This window comes from Streptomyces sp. V4I23 (assembly GCF_030817975.1).
In the GTDB taxonomy this organism is placed as follows: domain Bacteria; phylum Actinomycetota; class Actinomycetes; order Streptomycetales; family Streptomycetaceae; genus Streptomyces.
In genome coordinates, this window is the sequence record NZ_JAUSZW010000004.1 from 6646659 (window position 1) to 6669894 (window position 23236).

Here is a 23236-nt window from a genome sequence, read left to right on the forward strand (position 1 = left end):
GGCCCGTCGTCAGCCGGCCGCGCCGCCCTTCTGCCCCACCGCCATGATCGCCTTGAGGATCACCGACGTGATCTCCGCGGGGTCGCTGACCTCGTAGCCCACGCCGCCCGTCGCCCTGGCGATCTCGTCCACCTCCTGCAGGTCCGCCTCCGGACCGATGGCGATGGCGATCACGGGGACCGGGGTGTTGGGATTGCTCAGCTGGTTCAGCTCGGAGATCAGATTGCTGCGCGTGATGCTGAACCGGTCCTGGTTCGAGCCGTCGGTGAGCACCACCAGCGCGTTGAACTTGTCCTTCACATACGTGTCCTGGGCCTTCTTGTAGACCGCGAGCGTGGTGTCGTACAGGCCGGTCGCGCCGTTGGGGACGGCGGCGAGGCCGTCGAAGGCCTTGGAGAGGCGGGCGCGCTGGGTGCCGGGCCTGCCCGCCGGACCGAGCGGGTCCGTGGGTACGACCTCGCGGTAGTCGTTCGGGCCGTCGAGCCCCGTCGCGAACTCCCAGAGTCCGATCTCGTCCTCCGGTGTGAACTGGTCCAGCGCCTTCTGCAGCGCCTCCCTGGTGACGTCGAGCCGGGTCTGCGCCCCCCGCCCCGGCACCGGTGTCTGCATCGACCCCGAGACGTCGACGACCGTCGTGAGCCGGGCGCTCTGCACGGTGATGGTCCACATGCCGAGCGTCTGCTGGATCGCGTCCGCCGGGAGCGGATCGGCCGCCGCGCCCTCGGCCGCGAACGGCTGCGGAGCCCGGCCGCCCGCCGCGCGGACCAGCCGCGCGTCCACGGGCTTGTCCGGCACCCGGAACCCCTGCCGTGCGAGCGCCGTGCGCGAGCGCGGCTCGTCCAGCAGCGCCATGAAGCGGGTGGCCGCCCGGCTCTCGTCGGTGGACAGGTCGGTCTCGTCGACGAGCTCGTACGGGTAGTCCAGCATCGGGCTGCCGTCCTCGGGATAGAACAGCCGCAGGTCGGGGACGCCTTCGCCGGCCGACGCGTTGTACGCGAAAGCGGCCTGCTCCGTCAGGAACACGGCCTGGTTGCGGGCCGGGTCACCGGCGGCCTCGCCCGCGTCCGCGCGTGCCAGGGTGCTCGCGGCCTCCGTGTCCGTGTCCGACAGCCGCTGGGAGAGCAGCTTGGCCGTCGCCGCCACGCCGGTGTCCGCGTCCGGGTCCGTCCGCTGCGCGGAGCGGGAGACACTCGTGAGCGCGAGCAGCCCGGTGGCGCTGCGGGCTGGATCGGCCGAGCCGAGGCGCACGTCGTCCGTCGCCGTGGCGGCGGCTGTGAGCTCCGCCCAGGTGTACGTCCTGCGGGGCCAGCCCAGCTGTGCGCCGGCCGACGGCACGGTGGCCAGGGTCACGGGCGTGCGGGCGACGTTGCCGGCGGGCGTGAGCGGCACGCCGTCGCCCGTGCTGCGGACGCGTTCGGCCCAGACCTCGGAATCCGGCAGCCAGACCTCGTAGTCGGGGCTGTTCGACCCCGTCGTGAGCAGGTCCGCCACCTCGTGGTTCTCGCGGGAGACGACGTGCACGTCCATGCACTGGCCGTCGGACCTGACGCCCTCCTCACGGGCCCGTTCGGCGATCTCCTCGACGGCGGGGGCGATGTCGGGGGACGCGGCCAGATCGATCCTGACGGCGGAGTCCTGGCAGGAACCCGCGAAGGAGAGCAGCCCGCTCTGCACGGCCGCCCCCGCCCCGGCCGCGACGCCGAGCACGAGAGCGGTGGCGATGACGGTCGTGCGACGGCGCACGCGGGGACGGGACCTGCCTCCCTCCGTCACCTCGGCGTCGGGCAAGCTGTGACGTCCCATGCGGTGGTGCCCCTCCTTGTGCGGTGTGCAAGGAAAAAGGGGACCGCGTCATCGTGATGACGTGTGTCCCCCCGGCCTGTCGCGTGATCTTCGTACCTGCATTCGAGACCCTAGCGGGACGAGGATGGGGACGAGACGGGATTGGCGAACTGGAGGCAGTTGTGCAGGCGGAGCCGGAAGGCATGGCCGGATCTCTTCCCCGGGAGGGCGCGTCGCAGAAGATCTTGCGGTCCGAGACCGTGCTCGTCCTCGCGCTGTCGCTGGGCGCGAGCGCGGTCTCGTCCCTGATCAGCTTTGTCGGGTCGCTGACGAGGCCGGGGGGCCTCAAGGACCAGGCCGCGATGCTGAACTCGTCGGCGGCCCCGGGGCGGCCGTGGCTCGATCTCGCCTGGCAGCTCTTCGGGATCACCACCGCACTGGTGCCCGTGCTGCTCGTCGCGCACTTCCTGGTCCGCGAACGCGCCGGGCTCGGGGCGATCGGCTTCGACCGGAGCCGCCCGTGGTCGGACCTGGGCAGGGGCGCACTCGTGGCGGCGGGCATCGGAAGCGCCGGGCTGGCCTTCTACCTCATCGCGCGCGCCGCCGGCTTCAATCTCACCGTCGTGCCGGAATCCCTGCCGGACGTGTGGTGGAAGTACCCGGTGCTGATCCTCTCGGCGATCCAGAACTCCGTGCTGGAGGAAGTGATCGTCGTCGGCTATCTGCTGCGCAGACTGGGGCAGTTGGGGTGGTCGCCGACGGCCGCGCTGGCCGTGAGTTCGCTGCTGCGCGGCTCCTACCACCTCTACCAGGGGATCGGCGGGTTCGTCGGCAACATGGTGATGGGCGTGGTCTTCGTGCTCCTCTACCGCCGCTGGGGCCGGGTCGGGCCCCTGGTGGCGGCCCACGCGCTGCTCGACATCGTGGCCTTCGTCGGCTACGGGCTGCTGGCCGGTCATGTGTGCTGGCTGCCCACGCCGACAGGCCGCGAGAGCTGCTGACCCGGGGCGTACGGCACCGGCCGTACGCCCCCGCGCCGTGTCAGGGCGCCGTCAGCAGCTCCCCGTCGATGACGGTCACGGCGCGGCCGGTGAGCAGTGTGCGCCCGCCGCGCAGCGCGGTGCGGACCAGGCCGGAGCGGGCGGACGCCTGCAGTCCGGTCAGCTCGTCGCGGCCCTGGCGTGCGGACCAGAACGGTGCGAGCGCGGTGTGCGCGCTGCCTGTGACCGGGTCCTCGTCGATGCCGAGGCGGGGGAAGAAGCCGCGTGACACGAAGTCGTACCCCGCCGACGGGTCGGCGGCCGCCGCGGTCACGATGACGCCCCGCTCGGAGTGCGCCACCAGGGCCGCGAAGTCCGGGGTCAGGGAGCGGACCGTCGCCTCGTCGGTCAACTCCACCAGCAGGTCGCCGACGTGCTCGCCGGTGTCGTGGGCGGAGAGGACCTCGGCGCCGAGTGCCTTGGCGATGCCGTCGGGAACGGGGACGGGGGTGAGCGGCGCGGTGGGGAAGTCGAGCGTGATGGCCGCGTCGTCGTGGGCGGTCGCGGTCAGGACGCCGCACCGTGCGCTGAAGCGCACGGTGCCGCTCGTCGCGCCGGTGCTGTGCAGGACGTGGGCGGTGGCGAGGGTGGCGTGCCCGCACATGTCGACCTCGGCGACCGGCGTGAACCAGCGCAGCGCCCAGTCCGCCTCGCCCCCGCCGGGCAGCGGGTGGGCGAAGGCGGTCTCGGAGAGATTCACCTCCTTGGCCACGTTCTGGAGCCATACGTCGTCGGGGAACGCGCCGGAGTCGAGCAGCAGGACTCCGGCGGGGTTGCCGGCGAAGGGGCGGTCGGTGAAGGCGTCGATGATTCGAATCCGCATGCCGTGACCGTAGAGCCCGCGTAAAGCCGCAGGCCAAGGCCAATCCGTGAGAGCTGGACCTGCCGGGCATTGTCATGCGACAGATTCCGATATATCGTTGACGCATCGCGACAGATCAACGATGGAAGGAGCGTAGCGATGCGTTCACATGGACACGGTCAGGAAGGCGAACACGGCCGAGGTCGTGGGCACTGCGGGCCCGGCCATCAGGGTCAGGGTGAATGGGAGGGCCGGCGCGCGGCGTTCGGGCCCTGGGGGCCTCCGTTCGGCGGACCCTTCGGCCGCGGGCGCGGCGGCGGCCGGGGGAGGGCGCGGCGCGGTGATGTGCGCGCCTCGATCCTGGCTCTGCTCAAGGACCGGCCGATGCACGGCTACGAGATGATCCAGGAGATCGGCGAGCGCAGCGGCGGGGCCTGGAAGCCCAGCCCCGGCTCGGTCTATCCGACGCTCCAGCTGCTCGAGGACGAGGGGCTGATCGTCTCCGAGAGCGAGGGTGGCAAGAAGCTGTTCACGCTCACGGACTCCGGTCGCGCCGAGGCCGAGACAGGGCCCGAGGCTCCCTGGGAGGAGGCCGGGCGCGGCGTCGACTGGGACACGGTCAACGAGGTCCGCCAGGCCGGCTTCGGGCTGATGGAGGCATTCGGCCAGGTCTGGAAGACGGGCAGCACGGAGCAGCGGCAGAAGGCCGTGGCGGTCATCAACGAGGCCCGCAAGAAGCTCTACCTGATCCTCGCCGACGAGCACTGAAGCGCCCGCCGACGCCGAGGGGCCCCGTACCGCGGGGCCCCTCGCGGATGCTCAGGTGACCAGTCCGCCCAGCTTGCGCAGCGACTCGTTGAGCGCCGCCGTGGCCGAGTCCTTGAGCTTGCCGGCCATGAGGGAGACCGCCGCGCCCGTGAACTCGCCGTCGATGCGCACCGTCGTCGCCGAGCCGTCCGGGACGAGTTCGTAGCGGGTGCCGACGTCGACGGACATCGGCCCCTTGCCCCTGATGGCGAGCACCCGTTCCGTCTCCAACTCCTCGACGGTCCAGGTCACCTCGGCGGGGAAGCCCATCAGCTTCATGTTCTCCGCGAACGTGGCCCCCCTCTCCAGCGGCTCGGGGCCGCCCCTGGGGAAGCTGGTGTGCGTGGCGTTCCAGCGGCCGTACGAGGCGAAGTCCGTCAGCTGGGCCCAGACCTTCGCCGCCGGCGCCTCGATGCGTGCCTCCGCGCTGACCTCGGCCATGCGGCCACCCCTTCCAGTCGGGTTACGGTGCCGCGGAACGTAGCTCCAGGTGCGCGAACATTCAATACTGACGGCTCGTCAGACGTGGCGGCCGGGACAAGGCGGCGCGCCGCCCGGAGGGGGAGTTGTCGCGATCTCATCCGTGAGGAGGAGAAACCGGCCAGGTGCGCCCGACCTGCGTGGGATGCGGAAATGCTCCCCCGCGGGGACGCTGCGGCCGTCGGCTCCTGATGAGGTGGGACCTGTGCAGAACCCCATGCCACCGGTGCCCCGGCACCCCGCCCCCGTCCATGCCGGGATCGAGGCCTCGCTCACCGTCGAACTGGCCTCCGTGGTCGCGGGCGCCCGCCGGAGGGCGCTGCGCGACGGTGACCGGCAGATCGACACGGCCCATCTGCTGCACTCGCTCCTGGAGTCGGACGCCGAGGTGCGGGCGGCGGTCGGCGACGGGGCGCAGGTCGCCCGCGTCCTGGGCTACCTCGTGCAGCGCAGCATCGGCTACGGACTGCGCTGGCAGGGGTCGGTCGAGGGCTCCGGGGTGCTCCCGCTGGTGCGGGCGGCGGCCGCCGTGCCCGGCTGGTCCCCGTCGGCCGTCGCCGCCATGACGGGCGCTCTGGCACGGGCGCAGACGCGCGGCGATCCGCGAGCCCGGGGCATCGACGTGCTCGCCCGCGTCGTCACCGATGCCGGGTGCCGTGCCGTCGACGTCCTGTGCCGTGCGGGTGTCGACACGGCGCAGGTCGGCGAGCGGATCGCGGCAGCGTCTCGACATGCGTCACGGGGGTGACGGTACTGACGCGCGCTGACATGATGGCCCGATGCGCACGTCTTCGGGAAGAAGCGCCGGCCTGGGCATCGCCCTCGGGTCGGCCTTCGCGTTCGGTGGGTCAGGAGTCGCGGCCAAGCCGCTGATCGAGGCGGGGCTCGACCCGCTCCATGTGGTGTGGCTGCGGGTGGCGGGCTCCGCCCTCGTCATGCTGCCGCTGGCCTGGCGTCATCGCGCTCTCGTACTGCGCAGGCCCGCGCTGCTCGCCGGCTTCGGCCTGCTGGCCGTCGCGGGCGTGCAGGCCTGTTACTTCGCGGCGATCTCCCGCATCCCCGTCGGTGTCGCGCTCCTCATCGAGTACCTCGCGCCGGCCCTCGTGCTCGGCTGGGTCCGCTTCGTGCAGCGGCGTCCGGTGACCCGCGCCGCGGTCGTGGGCGTCGTCCTCGCGGCCGGGGGACTCGCCTGCGTCGTCGAGGTGTGGGCCGGGCTGAGCTTCGACGTCCTCGGCCTGCTGCTCGCGCTCGGCGCCGCGTGCTGCCAGGTCGGCTACTTCGTCCTGTCCGACCAGGGCGGCGACAGCGACGACGCGCCCGACCCGCTCGGCGTCATCGCGTACGGCCTCCTCATCGGCGCGGCCGTGCTCACCCTCGTGGCCAGGCCCTGGGGCATGGACTGGTCACTGCTGGCGGGCAGCGCCGGTATGAGCGGCACCCAGGTGCCCGCGGCGCTGCTGCTCGGCTGGATCGTGCTGATCGCGACCGTGCTCGCGTACGTCACCGGCGTCGTCTCGGTGCGCATGCTCTCCCCGCAGGTGGCCGGTGTCGTGGCCTGCCTCGAGGCGGTCATCGCGACCGTGCTCGCCTGGGTGCTGCTCGGTGAGCACCTGTCCGCACCGCAGATCGCCGGCGGCGCCGTGGTGCTGATCGGTGCGTTCATCGCCCAGTCGCAGGCGCCCAAGGCGCCGTCGGGACCGGTCGCCGAGGGCGGACGGGAATCTGTCCGCGGCGCCGGGACTGTCGGGGAGTTGTCGGCCGGACACCCCGGGCCGTAGTGTGGCGATCATGCATTCGACCGTACTTCCGCCGCCTGCCGCTTAGCGCGGGCGGCCGTTTCCTGACGAGGACCGGGCTCGGGGTGTTCCCGAGCGGTTCGCCGCTGCCCGCGTGACGGAGCCGAGCGACCTTCATCCCCTGTCCTCCACACGGAGAAGTCACGTGTCGAATTCCTCTGCAGCTCCTGTCGGCGTCCCCGTCGGACGGAGCCTCGTCTATCTCGTCTTCGCCGGCGTCGCCTGGGGCACCGCCGGTGCGGCGGCCTCCCTCGTCTTCGCGGTGAGCGACCTCGGTCCCCTCTCGCTGTCCTTCTGGCGCTGTGCGGGCGGACTTCTGCTGCTGCTCGGCGTCCTGGCCGTACGCGCCCGCGGGCGTGCGGCGGCTCCCGCGGCCTGCGCCGTCGCCGAGTCCCGCGGGCGCAAGTACCTGCGCATCGTCGGCACCGGCGTGGGGCTCACCCTCTTCCAGAGCGCGTACTTCGCGGCCGTCGAGGCGACCGGCCTCGCCGTGGGCACGGTCGTCACGCTCGGCGCGGGACCCGTTCTCATCGCCGTCGGCGCCCGGCTCACCATGGGCGAGCGCCTCGGGCGCGGCGGCACGCTCGCGGTGGCCGGAGCGCTCACCGGGCTCGGCGTGCTGGTGCTCTGCGGCGAGGGAGGCACCGTACGGCCCGTGGGCGTCGTGCTCGCCGTGCTGTCCGCCGCAGGGTACGCGGCGATCACCCTGCTGACGCGATGGCTGGGCCGCGAGGGCGGAGGCGGCGACTCGCTGTCGACGACGGCCTGGGCGTTCGCGATCGGCGCGGTCGGCCTGCTGCCCATGGCGTTCGCCGAGGGGCTGCTGCCGCACACCGCGGACCCGGTCCGGGTGGTGTGGCTGCTCGTCTACGTGGCGGCCGTGCCCACGGCGCTCGCGTACGCGCTGTACTTCGCGGGCGCGGCCGTGGTCCGCGCCGCCACCGTCTCCGTGATCATGCTGCTGGAGCCGGTCAGTGCGGCCGTCATCGCGGTGACGCTGCTCGGCGAGCACCTGACGGTGGCGACGGTCGTCGGCACCCTGCTCCTGCTGACCGCCGTGGCCGGGCTCGCGGTGGCCGAGGCGCGCGTCGCCGCCGTCCGCAGGCGGGCGATGGCCACGGTGTGAGCGACGGGGGCGGGGACGGCGCGGCCCCGCCCCCGGTCGCCGCACCGGTGTGTGTCAGCCGAGCGCGGCCAGGTAGTCCGGCAGGGCCACCGACTCCGCGAGGTCCGCGGACGGGACGGGGGCGCCGTACACCGGAGCCACCGGGACGACACCGGCCCAGTGCGGGAGCGTCATGTCCTCGGGCTCGTCGTTCGGACCGCCCGTGCGGGACTTGGCGGACACCTCAGCGAGGTCGATACGGATCACGGCCGTCGCCGCCAGTTCCTTGGCGTTCGCCGGCCGTGAGTCCGCGGAGCGGCCCGCGACCGCGTGGTCGACCAGGGCGTCGAGGGCCATGCGCTTCTCGTCCTCGTCGGTGACCTGGTACGCCTTGCCGTGGATCACCGCCGAGCGGTAGTTGACGGAGTGGTGGAAGGCCGAGCGCGCCAGCACCAGGCCGTCGACGTGGGTGACCGTCAGGCACACGTCCAGGCCCGGGTCCTCCTGGCCCGCCATCCGCAGCGGCCGCGAACCGGTCGAACCGTGGACGTACAGCGTCTCGCCGACGCGCGCGTACAGGGTCGGGAGCACGACCGGCGCGCCGTCCCGGACGAAGCCGAGGTGGCAGACGTAGGCGCTGTCGAGTATCGAGTGGACGAGCTCGCGGTCGTACGAGGCCCGGTCCCGGCCCCGCGTGGGAACCGTGCGGCCGGTCGGCTCGTACGCGAGGGCGGTGTCCGGCTGGGCGGTGGGCGACATTGCGGAACTCCATTGCACTAGTGCATAATCGATTTTGTGCTAGGAGAGTATCGGATCACGGGCCGGCGCGCATCGGAGATTGCCGCGAGCGTCGAGCGCGCGGTGGGCTCGGGCGACCTCGAACCGGGGCAACTACTGCCTCCCATGCGGGAGTTGGCGACCGACCTCGGGGTCAATCCCAATACCGTGGCCGCCGCCTACCGCACCCTGCGCGAGCGCGGCGTCATCGAGACCGCCGGCCGCCGGGGGAGCCGAGTGCGCCCGCGCCCCGCGAGCACGCCCCGCAACGCCATCCGGGTCGAGGCGCCGCCCGGCGTGCGCGACCTCGGCGCGGGCAATCCCGACACCGCCCTCCTGCCGCCGCTCGACGAGGCGCTGGCCGTCGCCGCCCGTCACCACGCGAAGCACCCGACGCTCTACGGCCAGGGGCCGCTCGACGCCGAGTTCGCGCGCCTCGCCAGGGCCTCCCTCGACGCCGACGGTGTTCCCCCCGGGCCGCTCGCCGCCACCTTCGGCGCGCTGGACGCCATCGAGCGCGTGCTGGCCGCCCACCTGAGGGCCGGAGACGCGGTGGCGGTCGAGGATCCGGGGTGGGGGAGTCTGCTCGACCTGGTCACCGCCCTCGGACTCAAGGCGCTGCCGGTCGGCCTGGACGACGACGGGCCGCTCCCCGCCGACGTCGAACGGGCCCTTGTGGCCGGGGCCCGCGCCGTCGTCGTCACCGACCGGGCACAGAATCCCACCGGAGCGGTCCTGACGGCCGCGCGGGCGGCCGAACTGCGGTCCGTCCTCGGCCGGTTCCCGCACGCCCTCGTCGTCGAGGACGACCACGGGCACGCCATCGTCGACCAGCCGCTCCACCCCCTCGCCGGCGCCACCGCGCACTGGGCCTTCGTGCGCTCTGCTGCCAAGGCGTACGGGCCGGATCTGCGCGTCGCGGTCCTCACCGGTGACACCGTCACCGTCGACCGGGTGCAGGGGCGCCTGGGGCTCGGCCCGGGCTGGGTCAGCACGCTGCTGCAGCGCGCGGTCGCCCACCTGTGGGCGTCGGAGGCGGTCGACGCCCGGGCCGTGGCCCGCGCGTACGGCGAACGGCGGGATGCGCTCATCGGGGCGCTGGCGCGCCGTGGTGTCCCGGCGTACGGGCGCAGCGGGATGAACGTGTGGGTGCCCGTGCCCGACGAGACCGGCGCGGTGACGCGCCTGCTGCACGCAGGGTGGGCGGTGGCCCCCGGGGCCCGGTTCCGGATGTCCGCGGCGCCGGGCGTGCGCATCACGGTCTCCGCGCTCACGCAGGCGGACATCGAGCCGATCGCCGCGGCGGTGGCCGCGGCGATCGGCCCGGTGCCGACGCGCAGTTACGGCTGAGCGGCGCGAGCCGGGGTGACGACGGGCGGGGCCGCTTCCGGTGCGACGCCGGCCGGGGCCGGTGAGGCCGCTTCCGGGCCCGGGGCCGCGTCCGCCGCCGTGGCGGTACGCGCGCTCCTGGCGCGGCTCTGCGTGAGCGCTGCCCCCGCCAGCACGATCAGCGCGCCGACGGGCGTGTTCCAGGCGAGCTGTTCGCCCAGCAGTGTCACGCCCGCCGCGGTGGCGATGACCGGGATGAAGTACGTGACCATCTGCGCCGTCGTCGGACCGACCTCGGCGACCAGCCCGTACTGCATCAGCAGCGCCAGTCCCGTGCCCAGCGCGCCGAGCGCGACGACGGCGAGCAGGGGCACGAGGGGGAACGAGGCCGGCGCGCTGGTGAACAGCGGGGTGACAACGCCCAGTTGGACGGTGGCGAGCCCGAGCTGAGCGCCGGTGAGCGACAGATGGGAGTGGCTCGACCCCGCGAGCGTACGGCGCACGTAGATCCAGCCGACCGGGTAGCTGAGGGAGGCGAGCAGCGCCATCGCCGTGCCGCGGACGTCGAGGCCCGAGAAGCCCTGCCAGGCGCCGAGGACCGTCAGCACACCGAGGAACCCGATGCCCAGTCCCGCCACCCGCCGCCGGGTCGGCCGGTCCTCGGACAGCGCGACCAGGGACAGCGCCATGCCCCACAGCGGCGACGTGGCGTTGCAGATGCCCGCGAGCGTCGAGGGGATCGTCAGCTCGGAGTAGGCGAAGAGGGAGAAGGGCAGCGCGTTGAGCAGGAACGCCGCGACCGCGAGATGGCCCCAGGTGCGCAGCCCGCGCGGCAGCCGCTCCCGCCGGAACGCCATGGCAGCGGCCAGGACCGCGGTGCCGAAGAAGAGCCGGCCGAAGGTGACCTGGAACGGCGCGTACGCCCCCGTGCCGACCTTGATCAGAAGGAAACTGAAGCCCCAGACCGCCGAGAGCACCGCGAACCGGATGCGCCAGTCGACGGCGTGGCGGCGGGATGCGGCGGAGGGAAGGGGCGGGCGGGCACGGCCGGACGAGGCCGGCGCCGGGGCAGCGGTGGTCATGTACTCAACGATCCCGGATTCGATATCTTAGGACAAGCGAGAAAAGCTGGACTCGTTCGCTTAGCATCACTTACATGTTGAACCTGGAGCGCCTGCGCACCCTCGACGCCCTCGCCCGGCACGGTTCCGTGAGCGGCGCCGCCGACGGACTGCACGTGACGACCTCCGCCGTCTCCCAGCAGATGGCGAAGCTGGAGCGGGAGGTCGGTCAGCAACTGCTCGCCAAGAACGGGCGCGGGGTGCGCCTGACCGACGCCGGCCGGCTCCTCGCCGACCACGCCGCGCGCATCCTGTCCCAGGTGGAGCTGGCGCAGTCCGACATCGAGGCGCAGCGCGGACAGGTCGTGGGGGAGGTGAGGCTCGGCGCCTTCCCCACCGCTGCCCGCGGCCTGTTCCCCGCCGCCGTCGCCGCGCTGCGCGGCGACCACCCCGACCTGCGGGTGCAGACCCGCGAGCTGGAGCCCGAACTGGGCATCCGGGCTGTCATCCGCGGCGACCTCGATCTCGCGGTGGTCCTCGACTGGAGCAACAAGCGCCTGCCCGTGCCCGGCGGTCTCAGCCAGGCCCGGCTGCTCGACGACGTGCCCGATGTCGCCATGCCGGCCGGCCATCCCCTCGCGGACCGCGACGAGGTGGACCTGGAGGAGTTCGCGGACGACGAGTGGGTCTCCTGGCCCGAGGGGGAGTTCTGTCACGACTGGCTGGTGTTCACCCTGCGCGCCAAGGGGTTCGAGCCCCGGATCACGCACCTCGCCGGCGAACACCACACCCAGCTGGCGCTCATCGCCGCCGGTCTCGGTGTGTGCGTCGCCCCCCGGCTCGGCCGGGGACCCGTGCCCGAGGGCGTCGCGCTCGTCCCCGTACGGCAGCGGATGCGCCGCCATGTGTACGCGGTGTGGCGCACCGACGCCGACCGCAGGCCGTCCATCAGGGCGGCCGTCGATGCGCTGCGCACGGCCGCGGGGTCAGAGGGCTGACAGTTTCCTGAAGTCCCAGGAGGCGATCGCGTCGGGCGTCAGCCGCAGCCAGGCGTGCCGGCCGTCGTGCGGCATCGCCTCCAGGCCGAAGTTCTTGCGGGCGAACAGGGCCTCGGGCGCCGCCAGTTCGGGGCAGTCCGCGCCCGTTCGCGGGGCCTCGCCGACGAACACGGCGGTGCCCGCGAGCTCGACGCCCCTGAGCTCCCCGTACTCCTCGCCGTCGTCCACCACCACGGCGAGGCGCGGGTCGCGGCGCAGGTCGGCCCAGCGGCGGCTGCGGGTCAGCGAGTACAGCCACAGCGACGTGCCGTCCCAGGCGAACCACAGGGCGCTCACGTGCGGACGGCCGTCCGCCGAGACGGTGGCCACCCGGCAGGTGCGCCGCTCGGCGAGGAAGGCGTCCAGCTCCTCGGGGGTCATCATGATGCGCCGGCCGCGGCGCTGGGTGACGGCCATCGGCGTGCCCCTCCCAGAATGCTGACGGTGTGTCAGGAATGATGGCGCCGCTTCCTCCCTCGCGCAATGGCGGCTACTCTCGCGCGCCCCGGCACAGCGAGGAAGGGACACGCCATGGCGTCCAGGGAAGAGCTCGCCGACGAGCTGGATCCCGCCACCACCGTGCTGCTCACCGTCGAGTGCCAGGAGGGCGTCGTCGGAGCCGGGAGCGCATTGCCCCAACTCGCCGCACAGGCCCGCTCCTCCGGCGTGCTCCACAACATCGCGCGCCTGGTGGACGCGGCGCACGAGGCGGACGCGCAGGTGATGCACGCGGTCGCGGAGCGGCGGCCCGACGGGCGCGGAGCGAACGGCAACGCCCGGCTGTTCCGGTCAGCGGCCCGGCTCCCGGTGCAGCAGCACTGCGGCTCGGCCGCGGTCCGCGTCGCGTCGCCGATCACCCTGGCGGACGAGGACATCGTCGTCCGCAGGCTGCACGGCCTGTCTCCTGTGGCGGGCACCGGGGTCGATCCGGTGCTGCGCAACCTCGGCTGCCGCACCCTGGTCGTCACCGGCGTCTCTGCCAACATCGCCGTCCCGGCCGCCGTCTTCGACGCCGTCAACCTCGGCTACACCGTCGTCGTGGTGGCGGACGCCATCGCGGGAGTGCCCGCCGAGTACACCCCCGCGATGATCCGCAACACGCTGTCCCTGGTGGCGACGATCGCGACCACCGACACCGTGCTGGGTTGCTGGAAGCGGCCGCGCCGGGCCCTGCGCGCCTGACCTCGCGCACACCCCTGACCCGGCGGCGGCCGCCTCCCACGCGTGACCCCCGAGGCGGTTCCGGCGCCTGACCCCGTGCGCCGGAACCGGCCGAGTCACGCGAGCTTGATGGAGTCGCCTTCCACGGTGATCTCCGCCGGGGGCAGCGGCGCGGTCGCGGGACCCGCCTTGACGCTGCCGTCCGACGCGTCGAACGCGCTGTTGTGGCAGGGGCATGTGATGACCCCGTCCGCCACGTCCTTGACCGCGCAGCCCTGATGCGTGCACTTGGACGAGAACGCCTTGAACTCGCCCGCCCGGGGCTGCGTGATCACCACGTCCCCGACGACCTTGCCGCCGCCCTCCGGGATTTCGGTGGTCCGTGCGACCACCGAGCCGCCGCCCGTGCCGCCCGTCGCCCCGGCGCTCTGGTCGGCGGGCTTGTCGGACACCGACCCTGCCGAGTCGTCCGAACCGCCGCAGGCGGTCAGGGCGACGGCGAGACCGGCGCCGCCCGCCGCGGCGACGACGGTACGACGCGCCACGGTCCGTGCGGTCCCCTGCGATCCGGTCATGTTGGCTCCCTCTCCACGGCCAGCCCTCTGCCGGCCGGTTCGTGAGGGTGTACGGACCATCCGCCGTCGATGTTCACCCCTTCCCCGGATTGTTGCGGGCCCGTGCTCTGCGAGGTCACCGCGGCGGTACGTCACGCTCCGGTGCGGGCGGCCCGGTCCCTCCGGTCGGACCGCGGGAAACCTGGGGCAACGCTCGGCGAAGTCACGGCGACCCGCTCGTGGTCGCCGTGCTCCTCGCGGGCCGTCAGAAGCTCCGCGACATCGAGGCCGCTCGGGTCGTGGAGGGCTCCGTGGTACGCCGCACTGGAAGAACGCCGCCTCGGCGTCGCGAGCAGCGTCGGGCGGCGCTCCTGCCACTCTGTGACCCATGCCACATGCCGTTCCTGTCAGGAATCGGGGCGCTGTTCCGCTCAACTCACAACTCACCGCGAGCAGCGCATCGCCGCCGTCGCACGGGCCGGTTTCAAACCGACACCCGCGAAACGGCGACTTGCCGGCGGCACGCCCGCCGTCCACTACGCGCTCGTCAACGGCGCCCCCGCCCTCCTCTTCGTGCCCGGCGACCAGGTCGTCGGCGCCGTGACGTTCGACATCACCGACGGCAAGATCGCGACCGTGCGCGGCATCGCCGCCCCCACCCGCCTCGCCCGCCTCGCCGAAGCCTGGCGGCAGCACGAACCGGACACACCGCTCATCACCCAGTGGTGAACCCTGCCCTCGCCCGCCGTGAGCAAGCCGACCGCCTCCGCCCCCGACCTGCGCGCAGGGGCGGGGGCGGTCGGCTTGCGACCCACCGCAGGTGCCCTCGCTCAGCTCTTGACCGCACCCAGCGTGAGTCCCGCGACGATGCGGCGCTGGAGGAGGAGCGTGAGCAGCACGACCGGAATCGAGTAGACCGTCGCCAGAGCCGTCATCGACCCCCACTGCAGTCCGAACTGCGTCTGGAACTCGGCGATGACCAACGGAGTGGTCTGCGCCGTGACCCCGGTGAGGAGGAGCGCGAACAGGAACTCGTTCCACGAGGCCAGGAAGGCGAAGATCGCCGTGACGGCCAGGCCGCCGGAGACCACGGGCACGACCACGCGCAGCATCGCTTCGAGCCGGTTGCAGCCGTCCACCTTGGCGGCCTCCTCCAGTTCGCCGGGAACGGCTTCGAGGAAACTCGTCATGAGCCAGATCGACAGCGGCAGCGACACGGTGGTGTGAGCCAGCGCCAGCCCGAAGGGAGTGTCGGTCAGATGGAGCGTCTTCATCATGCCGACGAGCGGCACGCCGACGGCGACCGGCGGCACCATCCTCGTCACCAGGGCGGCGAGGATGAAGACCCGCCCACTCGGGGTCCTGAACCGCGTGACGGCGTACGCAGCCGGAACCGCGAGGACCAGGGAGAGCACCGTGCTGATGGTTGCGGTGCTGATGCTGTTGACGAACGAGGCGGGAACGCCGGACTCGGAGAAGGCGTTCGCGTAGTTCTCCCAGCTCCACGTGCTCGGCACGAGCGTCGGAGGAACCGAGATCGCCTCGCTCGGGCTCTTGAACGACGTGAGGACGAGATACGCGAAGGGGAACGCGTACAGCACGATCAGTGCGGTCAGCAGGGCCCACAGCAGCGTGCGGGCCGATGGCCGCCGGGCTTCCGGGCTGCTCATGCTCACGCCTTTCCAGGGCGCCAGATCGTGGCGACCGCGACCAGGGCGACGGCGAGCATCGCCAGGAGATACAGGGTTCCCATGGCCGAGGCGAGTCCCGGATCGCCGAATCGGACCATGGTCCGGTAGATCAGCAGGCTCAGCGTCTGCGAGGCGTTCTCGGGCCCGCCGTTGGTCTGGATGAGGATGACGTCGAAGGCGCGGGCCGCGTCGATTCCCCGGACGACGAGGGCCACGGCGATCACCGGGCGCAGGAGCGGCAGGATGATCCGCAAAAGCATCTGCACCGGGTTCGCCCCGTCGAGGCGGGCCGCTTCGAGGACGTCGCCGGGAAGGTTCTGCAGGCCGGCGAAGAGGACGAGCGCCATGAACGATGTGGTCAGCCAGATGTCGGGAAGGGCGACCGAGAACAGGACGATGTCGGGATCGCTGAGCCAGCCGATGGCATCAGGATCGTCGATGACGCCGAACCCGGTGAGCAGCTCGTTCACGATGCCGAAGTTGTCGATCATCAGGAAGCGCCACAGCAGACCGGCGACGACCGGCGCGATCATGAGCGGGTAGAGGAACACCGTGCGCAGGACCCGGGAGCGCCGGCCGAGGGCATGGAACAGGAGGGCCGCCGCCAGGCCGAGCACGAACTCGGCGCCGACGACGAGGAGCGTGTAGAGCACGGTGCGCACCGAGGCGCCGATGAACTCGGCGGATCCGAAGGCCTCGCGGTAGTTGTCCACTCCGCTGAAGCGGCGCTCGCCGGCCATCGGGGAGATGTCGTAGAAGCTGTCGACGACCAGGCTCACCAGCGGCCAGAGGACGAACGCCGCGAGGAAGACACCGGCCGGCGCCATGAGCAGGAGGGCGAATCCGCGGTCGGTGAGCCGCACGGCCCGGGTCCTGGGACGACCGGGATCGCCGGGGGCGTGGCCGGACCGGGGGAGGTCGGTCCGGCCACGCTCGCGGCTAGCCGACGAGACGCTCGACATCGGAGCGGGCTCCCTTCAGAAGCGCCTCGTAGTCGGCTCCGGGGGTCAGCGACTTCTGGATCGTGGGGATGAGCACCGTGTCGACGATCTGCTGCCACTTCGGCGTCGCCGGGCGCGAGCGGGTGGCGGGCGAGGACAGGGTCTGCACCAGCGGCTTGAAGTGCTCGTGACCGGGCTTGTCCTGGTATTCCTCGAAAGCCGAGACGCGGGCGGCGAGTCCGAGCGAGGACTGGATGCCGAGCGCGTTGTTGTCGTAGCAGAACTGGACGAACTCCGTCGCCAGGTCGGCCTTCTTGGTGGCCTGCGGCACGGACAGGTACCACGGCCCCGGTACGCCCGCGATGCCCGCGGCACCGGCGATCATGGGCGCCGCCCCCACCTTCCCGTGTACCGGCGAGTCCGTCGGAACCAGCGGGAAGGCATGCGCCCAGAACCGCATCATCGCCGTCCTGCCCTGGTTGAACAGGTTCTGTGCGCCGCCCCAGTCGAGCTGCTTGGCACCGGGGGGAGCGACCTTGGCCTTGGTGCTGAGGCCGCTGTAGAAGCGGAGGGCGTCCAGGTGCTGCCGGTTGTCGATGATCACCTTGCCCTGGTCGTCGAGGACCGCCCCGGGCGATCCCGCCTGCAGGACATGGGTGAGCCATTCGGTCTCGACCGCGCCCTTCACGTCCGTGCCGTACAGGGCGTTCTTTCCCTTGGTGTCGCGTGTGAAGAACTCCGCCGCGTCGGTGAACTGGTCCCAATTCGTGGGCGGGGCGAGCGGATAGCCGTACTTCTTCTCGAAGGCGGCCTGCTCCTTGGAGTCCTCGAACAGATCCTTCCGGTAGAACAGGATCTCGGAGTTGGTCCAGGCCGGCATGCCGAGATACCTTCCCTTCACCTGCGCTCCCTGGACGAGCGAAGGAAACAGGTCCTTCTTCACGGCCTCGGTGAACAGGTCGTCGAGAGGGCGCAGAACGCCTTCTGCGAATGCGGGAAGCCAGATCGCGTCGAGGGCCGCGACGTCGAAGCTCACGGCTCCCGAACTGAATTCACCGAGCAGCCGGTTGAACAGTCCGTCGTAGGGGAGCTCGACGAACGTCACCGAGGTGCCGGTCTTCTTCTTGAACAGCTCGGCGATCTTCAGCAGTTCCTGCTTGCCACCGGCTTCGCACAGCACGCGCAGTGAGCCCGAGCCGCCCGACGAATCGTCCGCCGCGCCGCCTGCGCCGCAGCCGGTCGCCGTCAGCAGACCGAGCCCGGCCAGGCCTCCGAGCTTCAGTACGTTCCGACGCGGCAGCCCCGCGGCACCAGGTGCTGGACTCCACTTGTTCATGACGTGCTCCAGTTCGAGTTGAACGACATTGCTGAGATTTCGGAACGATGGGGGGAACGGGTAACCGAGGAGGCGAGGGAGGATTCCCTTTACCTCCCCTATGCACCGACCGCCGGAATCCGGGACTTCCCGGACTTCGCGCTACGGGGTGGCGCGGAATGTGTGATTCTGTGTATCCGCCCGAAATTCGGACGCCGTGGCGCTGTCCAGCACTTTGGTGGCCGTCGAGGTCGATGACAGCAGTACACGCGTCGCCGCGACATTGCTGACGGCCCGGTTGTTCGAGATGTGGTTCGCGTCCCCGGACTCGACGCGGATGATGACCGGAGTCGCCCCCGACGGGCTGACGGAGCCCGCTGCGACGTTGAACGCGAACAGGTTCGTGGAGACCAAGTTGTTGTCGCCCCGCAGGTGGATCAGCCCGTACAGATCGTCCTTGCCGTTGCCGTACGACTGCATCGGGGCCCACGGCTCCACATCACGCCGGAAGTGGTTGCCGCTGATCAGGTTCTCCTTGTTGACGCCCTCGAAGTCGATCATTCCGGGATAGAAGGCGTGCAGACGGTTGGCGGTGATGGACGACCGGTTCACGTTCTTGAAGTGAACGGAGCTCCTTCCCCGCGGAAAGATGTTGTTGCCGGCCAGCAGGAGCCCCTCGTGCTGTTCCGCGAAGACCGAGAATCCGACGTAGCCGGCTCCGATCAGGTTGTCGGTCACCTTCGAGGCCTGGCCCGATCCGACCAGTTCGATGCAACTGCCGCACTCGGCCATGAAGTTCCCGCTGATGTTGAGCGCGTCAGCGTCGCGCACCATCACCGCGTGTTCGAGGTAGACGAAGCCCATCCCCTCGATCCGGAACGCGTCGTTGGCGGTGTCGACCTTGATGCCGAACTTTCCGTTCCGATAGGAGTTCTGATGGGGGCTGAAGCCGACCCCGTCGAGACAGAACTCCTTGAACACGACGGAACTCAGGCGCGGATCCCCGGTCCGCGACACCAGGAACGCCTCGCTCCGGCCGTCCGTGTTCTCCACCTTGATGCGGCTTCCTCCCGGCCACACCTCGTGCCAGTCCGACGTATCGGCCGTGTTGTACCGAATGCTCGAGGAAGTGAAGCCGTGCCCCGACCCCTTGATGGTCAGATAGCTGATGTCCACGGTGACCCGCGTCTTGAGCGGATAGTCGCCGGGCGGGATGTAGATCACGGCCCCCGGCTTGGAGGCCTGATTGGGCTGGTCCTGCTTGATCCTGGCAATGATGTCGTTGATCAGGGCGCCGATGTCGGTGTAGCAGGTGATGGACGGATTGGTGGAGTGGGTCCATGTTGTGACGTCGAAGACGGTGGGCAACGTGATCAACCCTTCGGCTGGATGCTTGAGTCCGTGAGAGGAACAGCCACCAAGGAGGCGGAGGCGTGCGCGGATCAACCGCGCCGCGGCGTGGTTCCCCACTGCGGCGGACCGAGGAGCGCTGCTGTGCCGACGGCACAGGGAAATGCCGTACGAGTGCTGTGCGGGAATGCGGCGAGACGGAGAGAAGGCGGTGCCTGCCGGCCTGCGATCCGCGGCCGACCGCCGGGCAGAGCCTGCCCGGCCGTCACCGCAAGGCGATCACTTCGACGGATGCACGGCTCAGGGGTGCGAGCCGCACGAGCGGCGAATGCGCAGCCGGGGCTCGGCAAGGATCCTGGAGAGCGCCCGGCCGGGCTCGGCGATACGTGCGAAGAGCAGGTCCGCCGCGGTCCGCCCGATCTGCTCGATCGGCTGCGCGGCGACGGTGAGCGGAGGTTCCAGAAGGTCGAACAGGGGGAGGTCGTCGAAGCCCACGAGTGCCATGTCCTGCGGGACGCGCACGTCCCGCTCGCGCAGGGCACGCACAACTCCCTCCGTCAGGAGGTTGTTTCCGCAGAACAACGCCGTCGGCCGTTCGTCGCCGTCCATGTCCAGCAACTCGGCGACCACACGCCGGCCCAGGTCGAGAGTCCGCGCCACCCCGATCGCGTCCTGGGGCTTGCCCTCACAAACCGTCAGACGCACACCCGAGCGGCCCTCCAGCGCCTCCCGGCAGCCGGCCAGCCGCTCCCGGGTGGGGGTCGCCGTGGTGGTGCCGACGACTGCCGCGATGTGCCGGTGACCGTGATCCAGGAGGTGGTCGACGAGAGCGCGGGCTCCGGCTCGGTGGTCGATCGACACCGAGTCGAACAGATCCCCCGACACTCGCCGGTCCACGGTCACCGTAGGGGTGCTCGTGTCGACCAGCTTCTTGAGTGATGCCGGGTCCTCGGTGGAAGGCGCGATGATCACACCTGCCACACTTTCGGCAATCATCAGGTCAAGGTAGAGATCTTCCTGCTCGAGTCGCTCCGCAGTGTTGCACAGCAGCACCGCGTAGCCCCGGTCGGCGGCGACGGCCTCCACGGCCCGTGCCACCGACGCGAAGAACGGGTTCTCCACATCCGAGATCAGCAGGCCGACGGCGTCGGCCCGTTGGGTTCGCAGGGCACGTGCCGCCTTGTTCGGACGGTAACCGAGTTCCGCGGCGCTCGCGCGCACCCGCTCGCCCAACTCCGCCCTCACGAAGTCCCGTCCGGCCAGGACCCGAGACACCGTCGCAGTCGACACGCCGGCATGCCGGGCGATCTCCTGGTAGGTGATCCGGGCCATGGAAGGCTCCTGTAATGGATTACGTAATGGATTACTCGACTGGCTCGGCACAGATATAGCGGCGGCTCGTCGGGGGCGTCAAGGCATGGGGCAGACCCAACGCTTGACGATACGTCAGTCCGATTCGCTCCCGTCCGGAGTATTGACGCGGGGCAGGCGGAACCTCATGCTCTCCCACCATCCGCACTCCCCACTTCACGCACCGTGACGTCAGGCTGTGTGCGCACCGCTCCAGCGCGTCGTGCCTGGAGCAGGAGGACGCGTTTCCGGATCCTCACGGCCGCGTGGACCAGCGGATCGCTTCGCGCCGCTGTTTCCCCATGACAGGCATGGGTCACCAGGCCTCTCGTACGGCGACGCACTCACCCATGTGCACCCGTGCACGTTTCCCTCCCTGCCCAGGAGGTCGTCCTGTGACGACGAGCCGCATCCGAAAAACCCTCGTCGTGCTTCTGGCACTGACGCTGACCTTCCTCATTCCTCCATCGGCGGCCGCGGGTGAGACCGCGGACTACCCGGAGTTCCCCTACGCCCCCACGAACTACACCGAGCCCTACCGGGGGCAGTTCCACTTCAGTTCCCGCGGGGGCTGGATGAACGACATCAACGCACCCTTGTACTACAAGGGCGAGTACCACCTCTTCTATCAGCACAACCCCCACGGCCTGGCCTGGGACTCCATGCACTGGGGCCATGCGACCAGCAAGGATCTGATGCACTGGGTCCAGAAACCGATCGCCCTGGAGCCCGGCGTCCACCCCGGGGACCTGTGGTCGGGCGCGGGCGTGGTGGACGCCCGGAACACCTCGGGGCTGCGTACCGGCACGGAAGACCCGATCGTGGTTTTCACCGGCAGGAACGGTGTGCGCATCGCCTACAGCAATGACGCCGGCCGGACGTTCCAGAGCTACAACAACGGTCAGGTGGTCGTACCCGTCGCCGGCGAGGACAGAGACCCCAAGGTGTTCTGGCACCCACAGTCGAACCGCTGGGTCATGGTGATCTGGTCCGACACCGACGGAAACGGCGCCGAAGGAAACGGCCAGGTGGGGAATGGCGTCGACATCTACACGTCGACGGATCTCCTGGAATGGACGTTCCGGGACCGGTACGCGGCTCCCTGGCTCTACGAGTGCCCGGACTTCTACCCGCTGGCCGTGGACGGCCAGCCGGGGGACATCAAATGGGTCCTGAACGACGCCGAAGGCCAGTACGTCATCGGCGACTTCGACGGCACCGACTTCTCCACGAACTGGTCCTCACCACAGCGCATGGATCAGGGCCGGACCACGTTCGACAACGGCAGTTTCTACGCCGGCCTGACGTTCAACCACATGCCGGACGGCCGCGTCGTCCAGATGGCCTGGATGCCGGCGAACAGGGGCAGCACCTGGAGCGGCAGCGCGACCGTCCCCGCCGAACTCGGTCTCAGGACCTATCCCGAAGGCGTGCGCGTCACGCGCAGACCCGTCGCCGAGCTCGCAGGCCTGCGCACCAGCACCTCCTCGTGGACCGACCGGACCATCACGTCCGATCCCTCGACGGATCCGCTGCCAGGTGTCTCTGCCGACACGTACGAGATCGAGGCCGAGTTCGACCTCGGCGGGGCGACGGCACCCCGCTTCGGGTTCGCTCTGCACGCCCGCAGCGACGGCTCGTCCGACCGGACCGTGCTGTACGACCGCGCGGCCCAGACGCTCTACGGCGCGTCCCTGCCGCCGGTCGGCAACCGCGTGAAGATGCGGCTGGTCGTCGACCGCGGACAGCTCGAGATCTTCGGCAACGACGGGAAGCTGTCCTACTCCGACAACGTCAACTTCGATGCGTCGCCAGGCAGTCAAGGCATTCGTCTCTTCGCCGAGAGCGGCAGCGTGCAGCTCGTCTCTCTCAAGCTCCACCGCATGGGATCAGGCTGGGGAACGGGCCAGTCCACCCTCGAGAGCAACCTCACCGGTCCCTGGCAGGCGGTGAACGGCACATGGACGGACACCGCCGGCGGCAAGCGCGGAGTGCACTCCGGTGATGCGTTCTACCTGAGCCAGAGCACGGCGGCGGACTTCACCTACGAAGGCGACCTGAAGGTCGTGAACGGTGTGGCGGCGGCCCTGACGTTCCGTGCCAACGCCGACGCCACACAGCACTACAGCGCCAACATCGACACCAACGGTCTGCTCAAGCTGTGGCGGCCGGGTCACGTCATCGCGACCCGTCCGACCACCGTCACACCCGGACGTACCTACCACCTCAAGGTGGTGGCCTCCGGCTCGAACATCAAGGTCTACCTCGACAACAACACCACGCCGGCCATCGACGCCACGGACTCCACGTACACCTCGGGCCGCCTCGGCATCAACACCTTCAACGGCACCGGCGAATTCCAGAACCTGTACCTCAACACAGGGGGCTTCCGCACGAACATCCCGACGGGCTGGCAGGCGGTGAACGGCACATGGACGGACACCGCCGGCGGCAAGCGCGGAGTGCACTCCGGTGATGCGTTCTACCTGAGCCAGAGCACGGCGGCGGACTTCACCTACGAAGGCGACCTGAAGGTCGTGAACGGTGTGGCGGCGGCCCTGACGTTCCGTGCCAACGCCGACGCCACACAGCACTACAGCGCCAACATCGACACCAGCGGCCTGCTCAAGCTGTGGCGGCCGGGTCACGTCATCGCGACCCGTCCGACCACCGTCACACCCGGACGCACGTATCACCTCAAGGTGGTGGCCTCCGGCTCGAACATCAAGGTCTACCTCGACAACAACACCACGCCGGCCATCGACGCCACGGACTCCACGTACACCTCGGGCCGCCTCGGCATCAACACCTTCAACGGCACCAGCGAATTCCAGGACGTCAACGTCTTCATCGAGTGA

Annotated in this window: 22 protein-coding genes and 1 pseudogene; 10 read left to right on the forward strand and 13 right to left on the reverse strand. The window is 70.7% G+C overall.

Going from position 1 to position 23236, the window contains the following annotated elements; all coding sequences use genetic code 11:
- Positions 1 to 9: 9 nt before the first annotated feature.
- On the reverse strand, positions 10 to 1803 hold the full coding sequence (locus QFZ82_RS32530) for a substrate-binding domain-containing protein (protein ID WP_307716523.1): 1794 nt from the start codon (positions 1801 to 1803) through the stop codon (positions 10 to 12).
- A gap of 182 nt (positions 1804 to 1985) precedes the next feature.
- Here QFZ82_RS32530 and QFZ82_RS32535 point away from each other — a divergent pair, with 182 nt between their 5' ends.
- On the forward strand, positions 1986 to 2783 hold the full coding sequence (locus QFZ82_RS32535; RefSeq protein ID WP_307716524.1) for a CPBP family intramembrane glutamic endopeptidase: 798 nt from the start codon (positions 1986 to 1988) through the stop codon (positions 2781 to 2783).
- Positions 2784 to 2823: 40 nt separating this feature from the next.
- On the opposite strand, the gene QFZ82_RS32540 is transcribed toward QFZ82_RS32535, so the two are convergent.
- Positions 2824 to 3645 (reverse strand): PhzF family phenazine biosynthesis protein, encoded by an 822-nt coding sequence (locus QFZ82_RS32540; protein WP_307716525.1) that lies wholly within the window; start codon positions 3643 to 3645, stop codon positions 2824 to 2826.
- A 138-nt stretch (positions 3646 to 3783) separates the two neighbouring features.
- Between QFZ82_RS32540 and QFZ82_RS32545 the strand changes: the two genes are divergently transcribed.
- Positions 3784 to 4392: a PadR family transcriptional regulator gene (locus tag QFZ82_RS32545; protein ID WP_307716526.1), complete on the forward strand. Its 609-nt coding sequence runs from the start codon at positions 3784 to 3786 to the stop codon at positions 4390 to 4392.
- Between the two features lie 51 nt (positions 4393 to 4443).
- On the opposite strand, the gene QFZ82_RS32550 is transcribed toward QFZ82_RS32545, so the two are convergent.
- Complete coding sequence (locus QFZ82_RS32550; protein WP_177152892.1) at positions 4444 to 4872, reverse strand: SRPBCC family protein; 429 nt, start codon at positions 4870 to 4872, stop codon at positions 4444 to 4446.
- A 244-nt stretch (positions 4873 to 5116) separates the two neighbouring features.
- Between QFZ82_RS32550 and QFZ82_RS32555 the strand changes: the two genes are divergently transcribed.
- The 3 genes from QFZ82_RS32555 to QFZ82_RS32565 all read left to right on the forward strand — a co-directional run bounded on the left by QFZ82_RS32555 (position 5117) and on the right by QFZ82_RS32565 (position 7833).
- The gene (locus QFZ82_RS32555; RefSeq protein ID WP_307716527.1) at positions 5117 to 5659 is read left to right on the forward strand and encodes a Clp protease N-terminal domain-containing protein; all 543 of its coding nucleotides are present in this window, start codon (positions 5117 to 5119) and stop codon (positions 5657 to 5659) included.
- A gap of 31 nt (positions 5660 to 5690) precedes the next feature.
- Positions 5691 to 6689, forward strand: coding sequence for a DMT family transporter (locus QFZ82_RS32560; RefSeq protein ID WP_307716528.1), 999 nt, complete (start codon positions 5691 to 5693; stop codon positions 6687 to 6689).
- A 163-nt stretch (positions 6690 to 6852) separates the two neighbouring features.
- On the forward strand, positions 6853 to 7833 hold the full coding sequence (locus QFZ82_RS32565; protein ID WP_307716529.1) for a DMT family transporter: 981 nt from the start codon (positions 6853 to 6855) through the stop codon (positions 7831 to 7833).
- Between the two features lie 54 nt (positions 7834 to 7887).
- Here QFZ82_RS32565 and QFZ82_RS32570 read toward each other — a convergent pair whose 3' ends face one another.
- On the reverse strand, positions 7888 to 8571 hold the full coding sequence (locus QFZ82_RS32570; protein WP_307716530.1) for a pyridoxamine 5'-phosphate oxidase family protein: 684 nt from the start codon (positions 8569 to 8571) through the stop codon (positions 7888 to 7890).
- A gap of 36 nt (positions 8572 to 8607) precedes the next feature.
- Between QFZ82_RS32570 and QFZ82_RS32575 the strand changes: the two genes are divergently transcribed.
- Positions 8608 to 9939 carry an aminotransferase class I/II-fold pyridoxal phosphate-dependent enzyme gene (locus QFZ82_RS32575; RefSeq protein WP_307716531.1) on the forward strand — a complete coding sequence of 444 codons (1332 nt, stop codon included), beginning with the start codon at positions 8608 to 8610 and terminating at the stop codon, positions 9937 to 9939.
- On the opposite strand, the gene QFZ82_RS32580 is transcribed toward QFZ82_RS32575, so the two are convergent.
- Entirely contained in the window at positions 9930 to 11000 is a 1071-nt protein-coding gene (locus QFZ82_RS32580; protein ID WP_307716532.1) for a DMT family transporter, read from the reverse strand. The genes QFZ82_RS32575 and QFZ82_RS32580 overlap by 10 nt on opposite strands.
- Positions 11001 to 11074: 74 nt before the next feature.
- Between QFZ82_RS32580 and QFZ82_RS32585 the strand changes: the two genes are divergently transcribed.
- Entirely contained in the window at positions 11075 to 11977 is a 903-nt protein-coding gene (locus QFZ82_RS32585; RefSeq protein WP_307716533.1) for a LysR family transcriptional regulator, read from the forward strand.
- On the opposite strand, the gene QFZ82_RS32590 is transcribed toward QFZ82_RS32585, so the two are convergent.
- On the reverse strand, positions 11966 to 12433 hold the full coding sequence (locus tag QFZ82_RS32590) for a pyridoxamine 5'-phosphate oxidase family protein (protein WP_307716534.1): 468 nt from the start codon (positions 12431 to 12433) through the stop codon (positions 11966 to 11968). The two genes, QFZ82_RS32585 and QFZ82_RS32590, sit on opposite strands and share 12 nt — an antisense overlap.
- A gap of 114 nt (positions 12434 to 12547) precedes the next feature.
- On the opposite strand from QFZ82_RS32590, the gene QFZ82_RS32595 reads away from it, so the two are divergent.
- The gene (locus tag QFZ82_RS32595) at positions 12548 to 13198 is read left to right on the forward strand and encodes a cysteine hydrolase family protein (RefSeq protein ID WP_307716535.1); all 651 of its coding nucleotides are present in this window, start codon (positions 12548 to 12550) and stop codon (positions 13196 to 13198) included.
- Positions 13199 to 13293: 95 nt separating this feature from the next.
- Here the strand turns inward: QFZ82_RS32595 and QFZ82_RS32600 are convergent, their stop codons facing one another.
- The gene (locus QFZ82_RS32600; protein WP_307716536.1) at positions 13294 to 13752 is read right to left on the reverse strand and encodes a Rieske (2Fe-2S) protein; all 459 of its coding nucleotides are present in this window, start codon (positions 13750 to 13752) and stop codon (positions 13294 to 13296) included.
- A gap of 131 nt (positions 13753 to 13883) precedes the next feature.
- Complete coding sequence (locus QFZ82_RS32605) at positions 13884 to 14126, reverse strand: hypothetical protein (RefSeq protein WP_307716537.1); 243 nt, start codon at positions 14124 to 14126, stop codon at positions 13884 to 13886.
- Between the two features lie 58 nt (positions 14127 to 14184).
- Between QFZ82_RS32605 and QFZ82_RS32610 the strand changes: the two are divergent.
- Positions 14185 to 14460: pseudogene (locus tag QFZ82_RS32610) on the forward strand (RNA polymerase subunit sigma-70); the annotation flags it as partial.
- Between the two features lie 101 nt (positions 14461 to 14561).
- On the opposite strand, the gene QFZ82_RS32615 reads toward QFZ82_RS32610, so the two are convergent.
- The 5 genes from QFZ82_RS32615 to QFZ82_RS32635 all read right to left on the reverse strand — a co-directional run bounded on the left by QFZ82_RS32615 (position 14562) and on the right by QFZ82_RS32635 (position 20360).
- Positions 14562 to 15401: a carbohydrate ABC transporter permease gene (locus QFZ82_RS32615; RefSeq protein ID WP_307716538.1), complete on the reverse strand. Its 840-nt coding sequence runs from the start codon at positions 15399 to 15401 to the stop codon at positions 14562 to 14564.
- 2 nt (positions 15402 to 15403) lie between these two features.
- The gene (locus QFZ82_RS32620; protein WP_307716539.1) at positions 15404 to 16285 is read right to left on the reverse strand and encodes a carbohydrate ABC transporter permease; all 882 of its coding nucleotides are present in this window, start codon (positions 16283 to 16285) and stop codon (positions 15404 to 15406) included.
- 76 nt (positions 16286 to 16361) lie between these two features.
- The gene (locus QFZ82_RS32625; RefSeq protein ID WP_307716540.1) at positions 16362 to 17699 is read right to left on the reverse strand and encodes a sugar ABC transporter substrate-binding protein; all 1338 of its coding nucleotides are present in this window, start codon (positions 17697 to 17699) and stop codon (positions 16362 to 16364) included.
- Between the two features lie 141 nt (positions 17700 to 17840).
- Positions 17841 to 19046: a NosD domain-containing protein gene (locus tag QFZ82_RS32630; protein WP_307716541.1), complete on the reverse strand. Its 1206-nt coding sequence runs from the start codon at positions 19044 to 19046 to the stop codon at positions 17841 to 17843.
- Between the two features lie 282 nt (positions 19047 to 19328).
- Positions 19329 to 20360 carry a LacI family DNA-binding transcriptional regulator gene (locus tag QFZ82_RS32635; RefSeq protein ID WP_307716542.1) on the reverse strand — a complete coding sequence of 344 codons (1032 nt, stop codon included), beginning with the start codon at positions 20358 to 20360 and terminating at the stop codon, positions 19329 to 19331.
- Positions 20361 to 20773: 413 nt separating this feature from the next.
- On the opposite strand from QFZ82_RS32635, the gene QFZ82_RS32640 reads away from it, so the two are divergent.
- Positions 20774 to 23236, forward strand: a complete 2463-nt coding sequence (locus QFZ82_RS32640; RefSeq protein WP_307716543.1) for a glycoside hydrolase family 32 protein — start codon at positions 20774 to 20776, stop codon at positions 23234 to 23236.

Bases quoted from the DNA above. Each gene is read 5' to 3' on its own strand.
- QFZ82_RS32530 (WP_307716523.1), bottom strand. From the start codon at position 1,803: ATGGGACGTCACAGCTTGCCCGACGCCGAGGTGACGGAGGGAGGCAGG.
- QFZ82_RS32535 (WP_307716524.1), top strand. From the start codon at position 1,986: ATGGCCGGATCTCTTCCCCGGGAGGGCGCGTCGCAGAAGATCTTGCGG.
- QFZ82_RS32540 (WP_307716525.1), bottom strand. From the start codon at position 3,645: ATGCGGATTCGAATCATCGACGCCTTCACCGACCGCCCCTTCGCCGGC.
- QFZ82_RS32545 (WP_307716526.1), top strand. From the start codon at position 3,784: ATGCGTTCACATGGACACGGTCAGGAAGGCGAACACGGCCGAGGTCGT.
- QFZ82_RS32550 (WP_177152892.1), bottom strand. From the start codon at position 4,872: ATGGCCGAGGTCAGCGCGGAGGCACGCATCGAGGCGCCGGCGGCGAAG.
- QFZ82_RS32560 (WP_307716528.1), top strand. From the start codon at position 5,691: ATGCGCACGTCTTCGGGAAGAAGCGCCGGCCTGGGCATCGCCCTCGGG.
- QFZ82_RS32570 (WP_307716530.1), bottom strand. From the start codon at position 8,571: ATGTCGCCCACCGCCCAGCCGGACACCGCCCTCGCGTACGAGCCGACC.
- QFZ82_RS32580 (WP_307716532.1), bottom strand. From the start codon at position 11,000: ATGACCACCGCTGCCCCGGCGCCGGCCTCGTCCGGCCGTGCCCGCCCG.
- QFZ82_RS32585 (WP_307716533.1), top strand. From the start codon at position 11,075: ATGTTGAACCTGGAGCGCCTGCGCACCCTCGACGCCCTCGCCCGGCAC.
- QFZ82_RS32590 (WP_307716534.1), bottom strand. From the start codon at position 12,433: ATGGCCGTCACCCAGCGCCGCGGCCGGCGCATCATGATGACCCCCGAG.
- QFZ82_RS32595 (WP_307716535.1), top strand. From the start codon at position 12,548: ATGGCGTCCAGGGAAGAGCTCGCCGACGAGCTGGATCCCGCCACCACC.
- QFZ82_RS32600 (WP_307716536.1), bottom strand. From the start codon at position 13,752: ATGACCGGATCGCAGGGGACCGCACGGACCGTGGCGCGTCGTACCGTC.
- QFZ82_RS32615 (WP_307716538.1), bottom strand. From the start codon at position 15,401: ATGAGCAGCCCGGAAGCCCGGCGGCCATCGGCCCGCACGCTGCTGTGG.
- QFZ82_RS32625 (WP_307716540.1), bottom strand. From the start codon at position 17,699: ATGAACAAGTGGAGTCCAGCACCTGGTGCCGCGGGGCTGCCGCGTCGG.
- QFZ82_RS32635 (WP_307716542.1), bottom strand. From the start codon at position 20,360: ATGGCCCGGATCACCTACCAGGAGATCGCCCGGCATGCCGGCGTGTCG.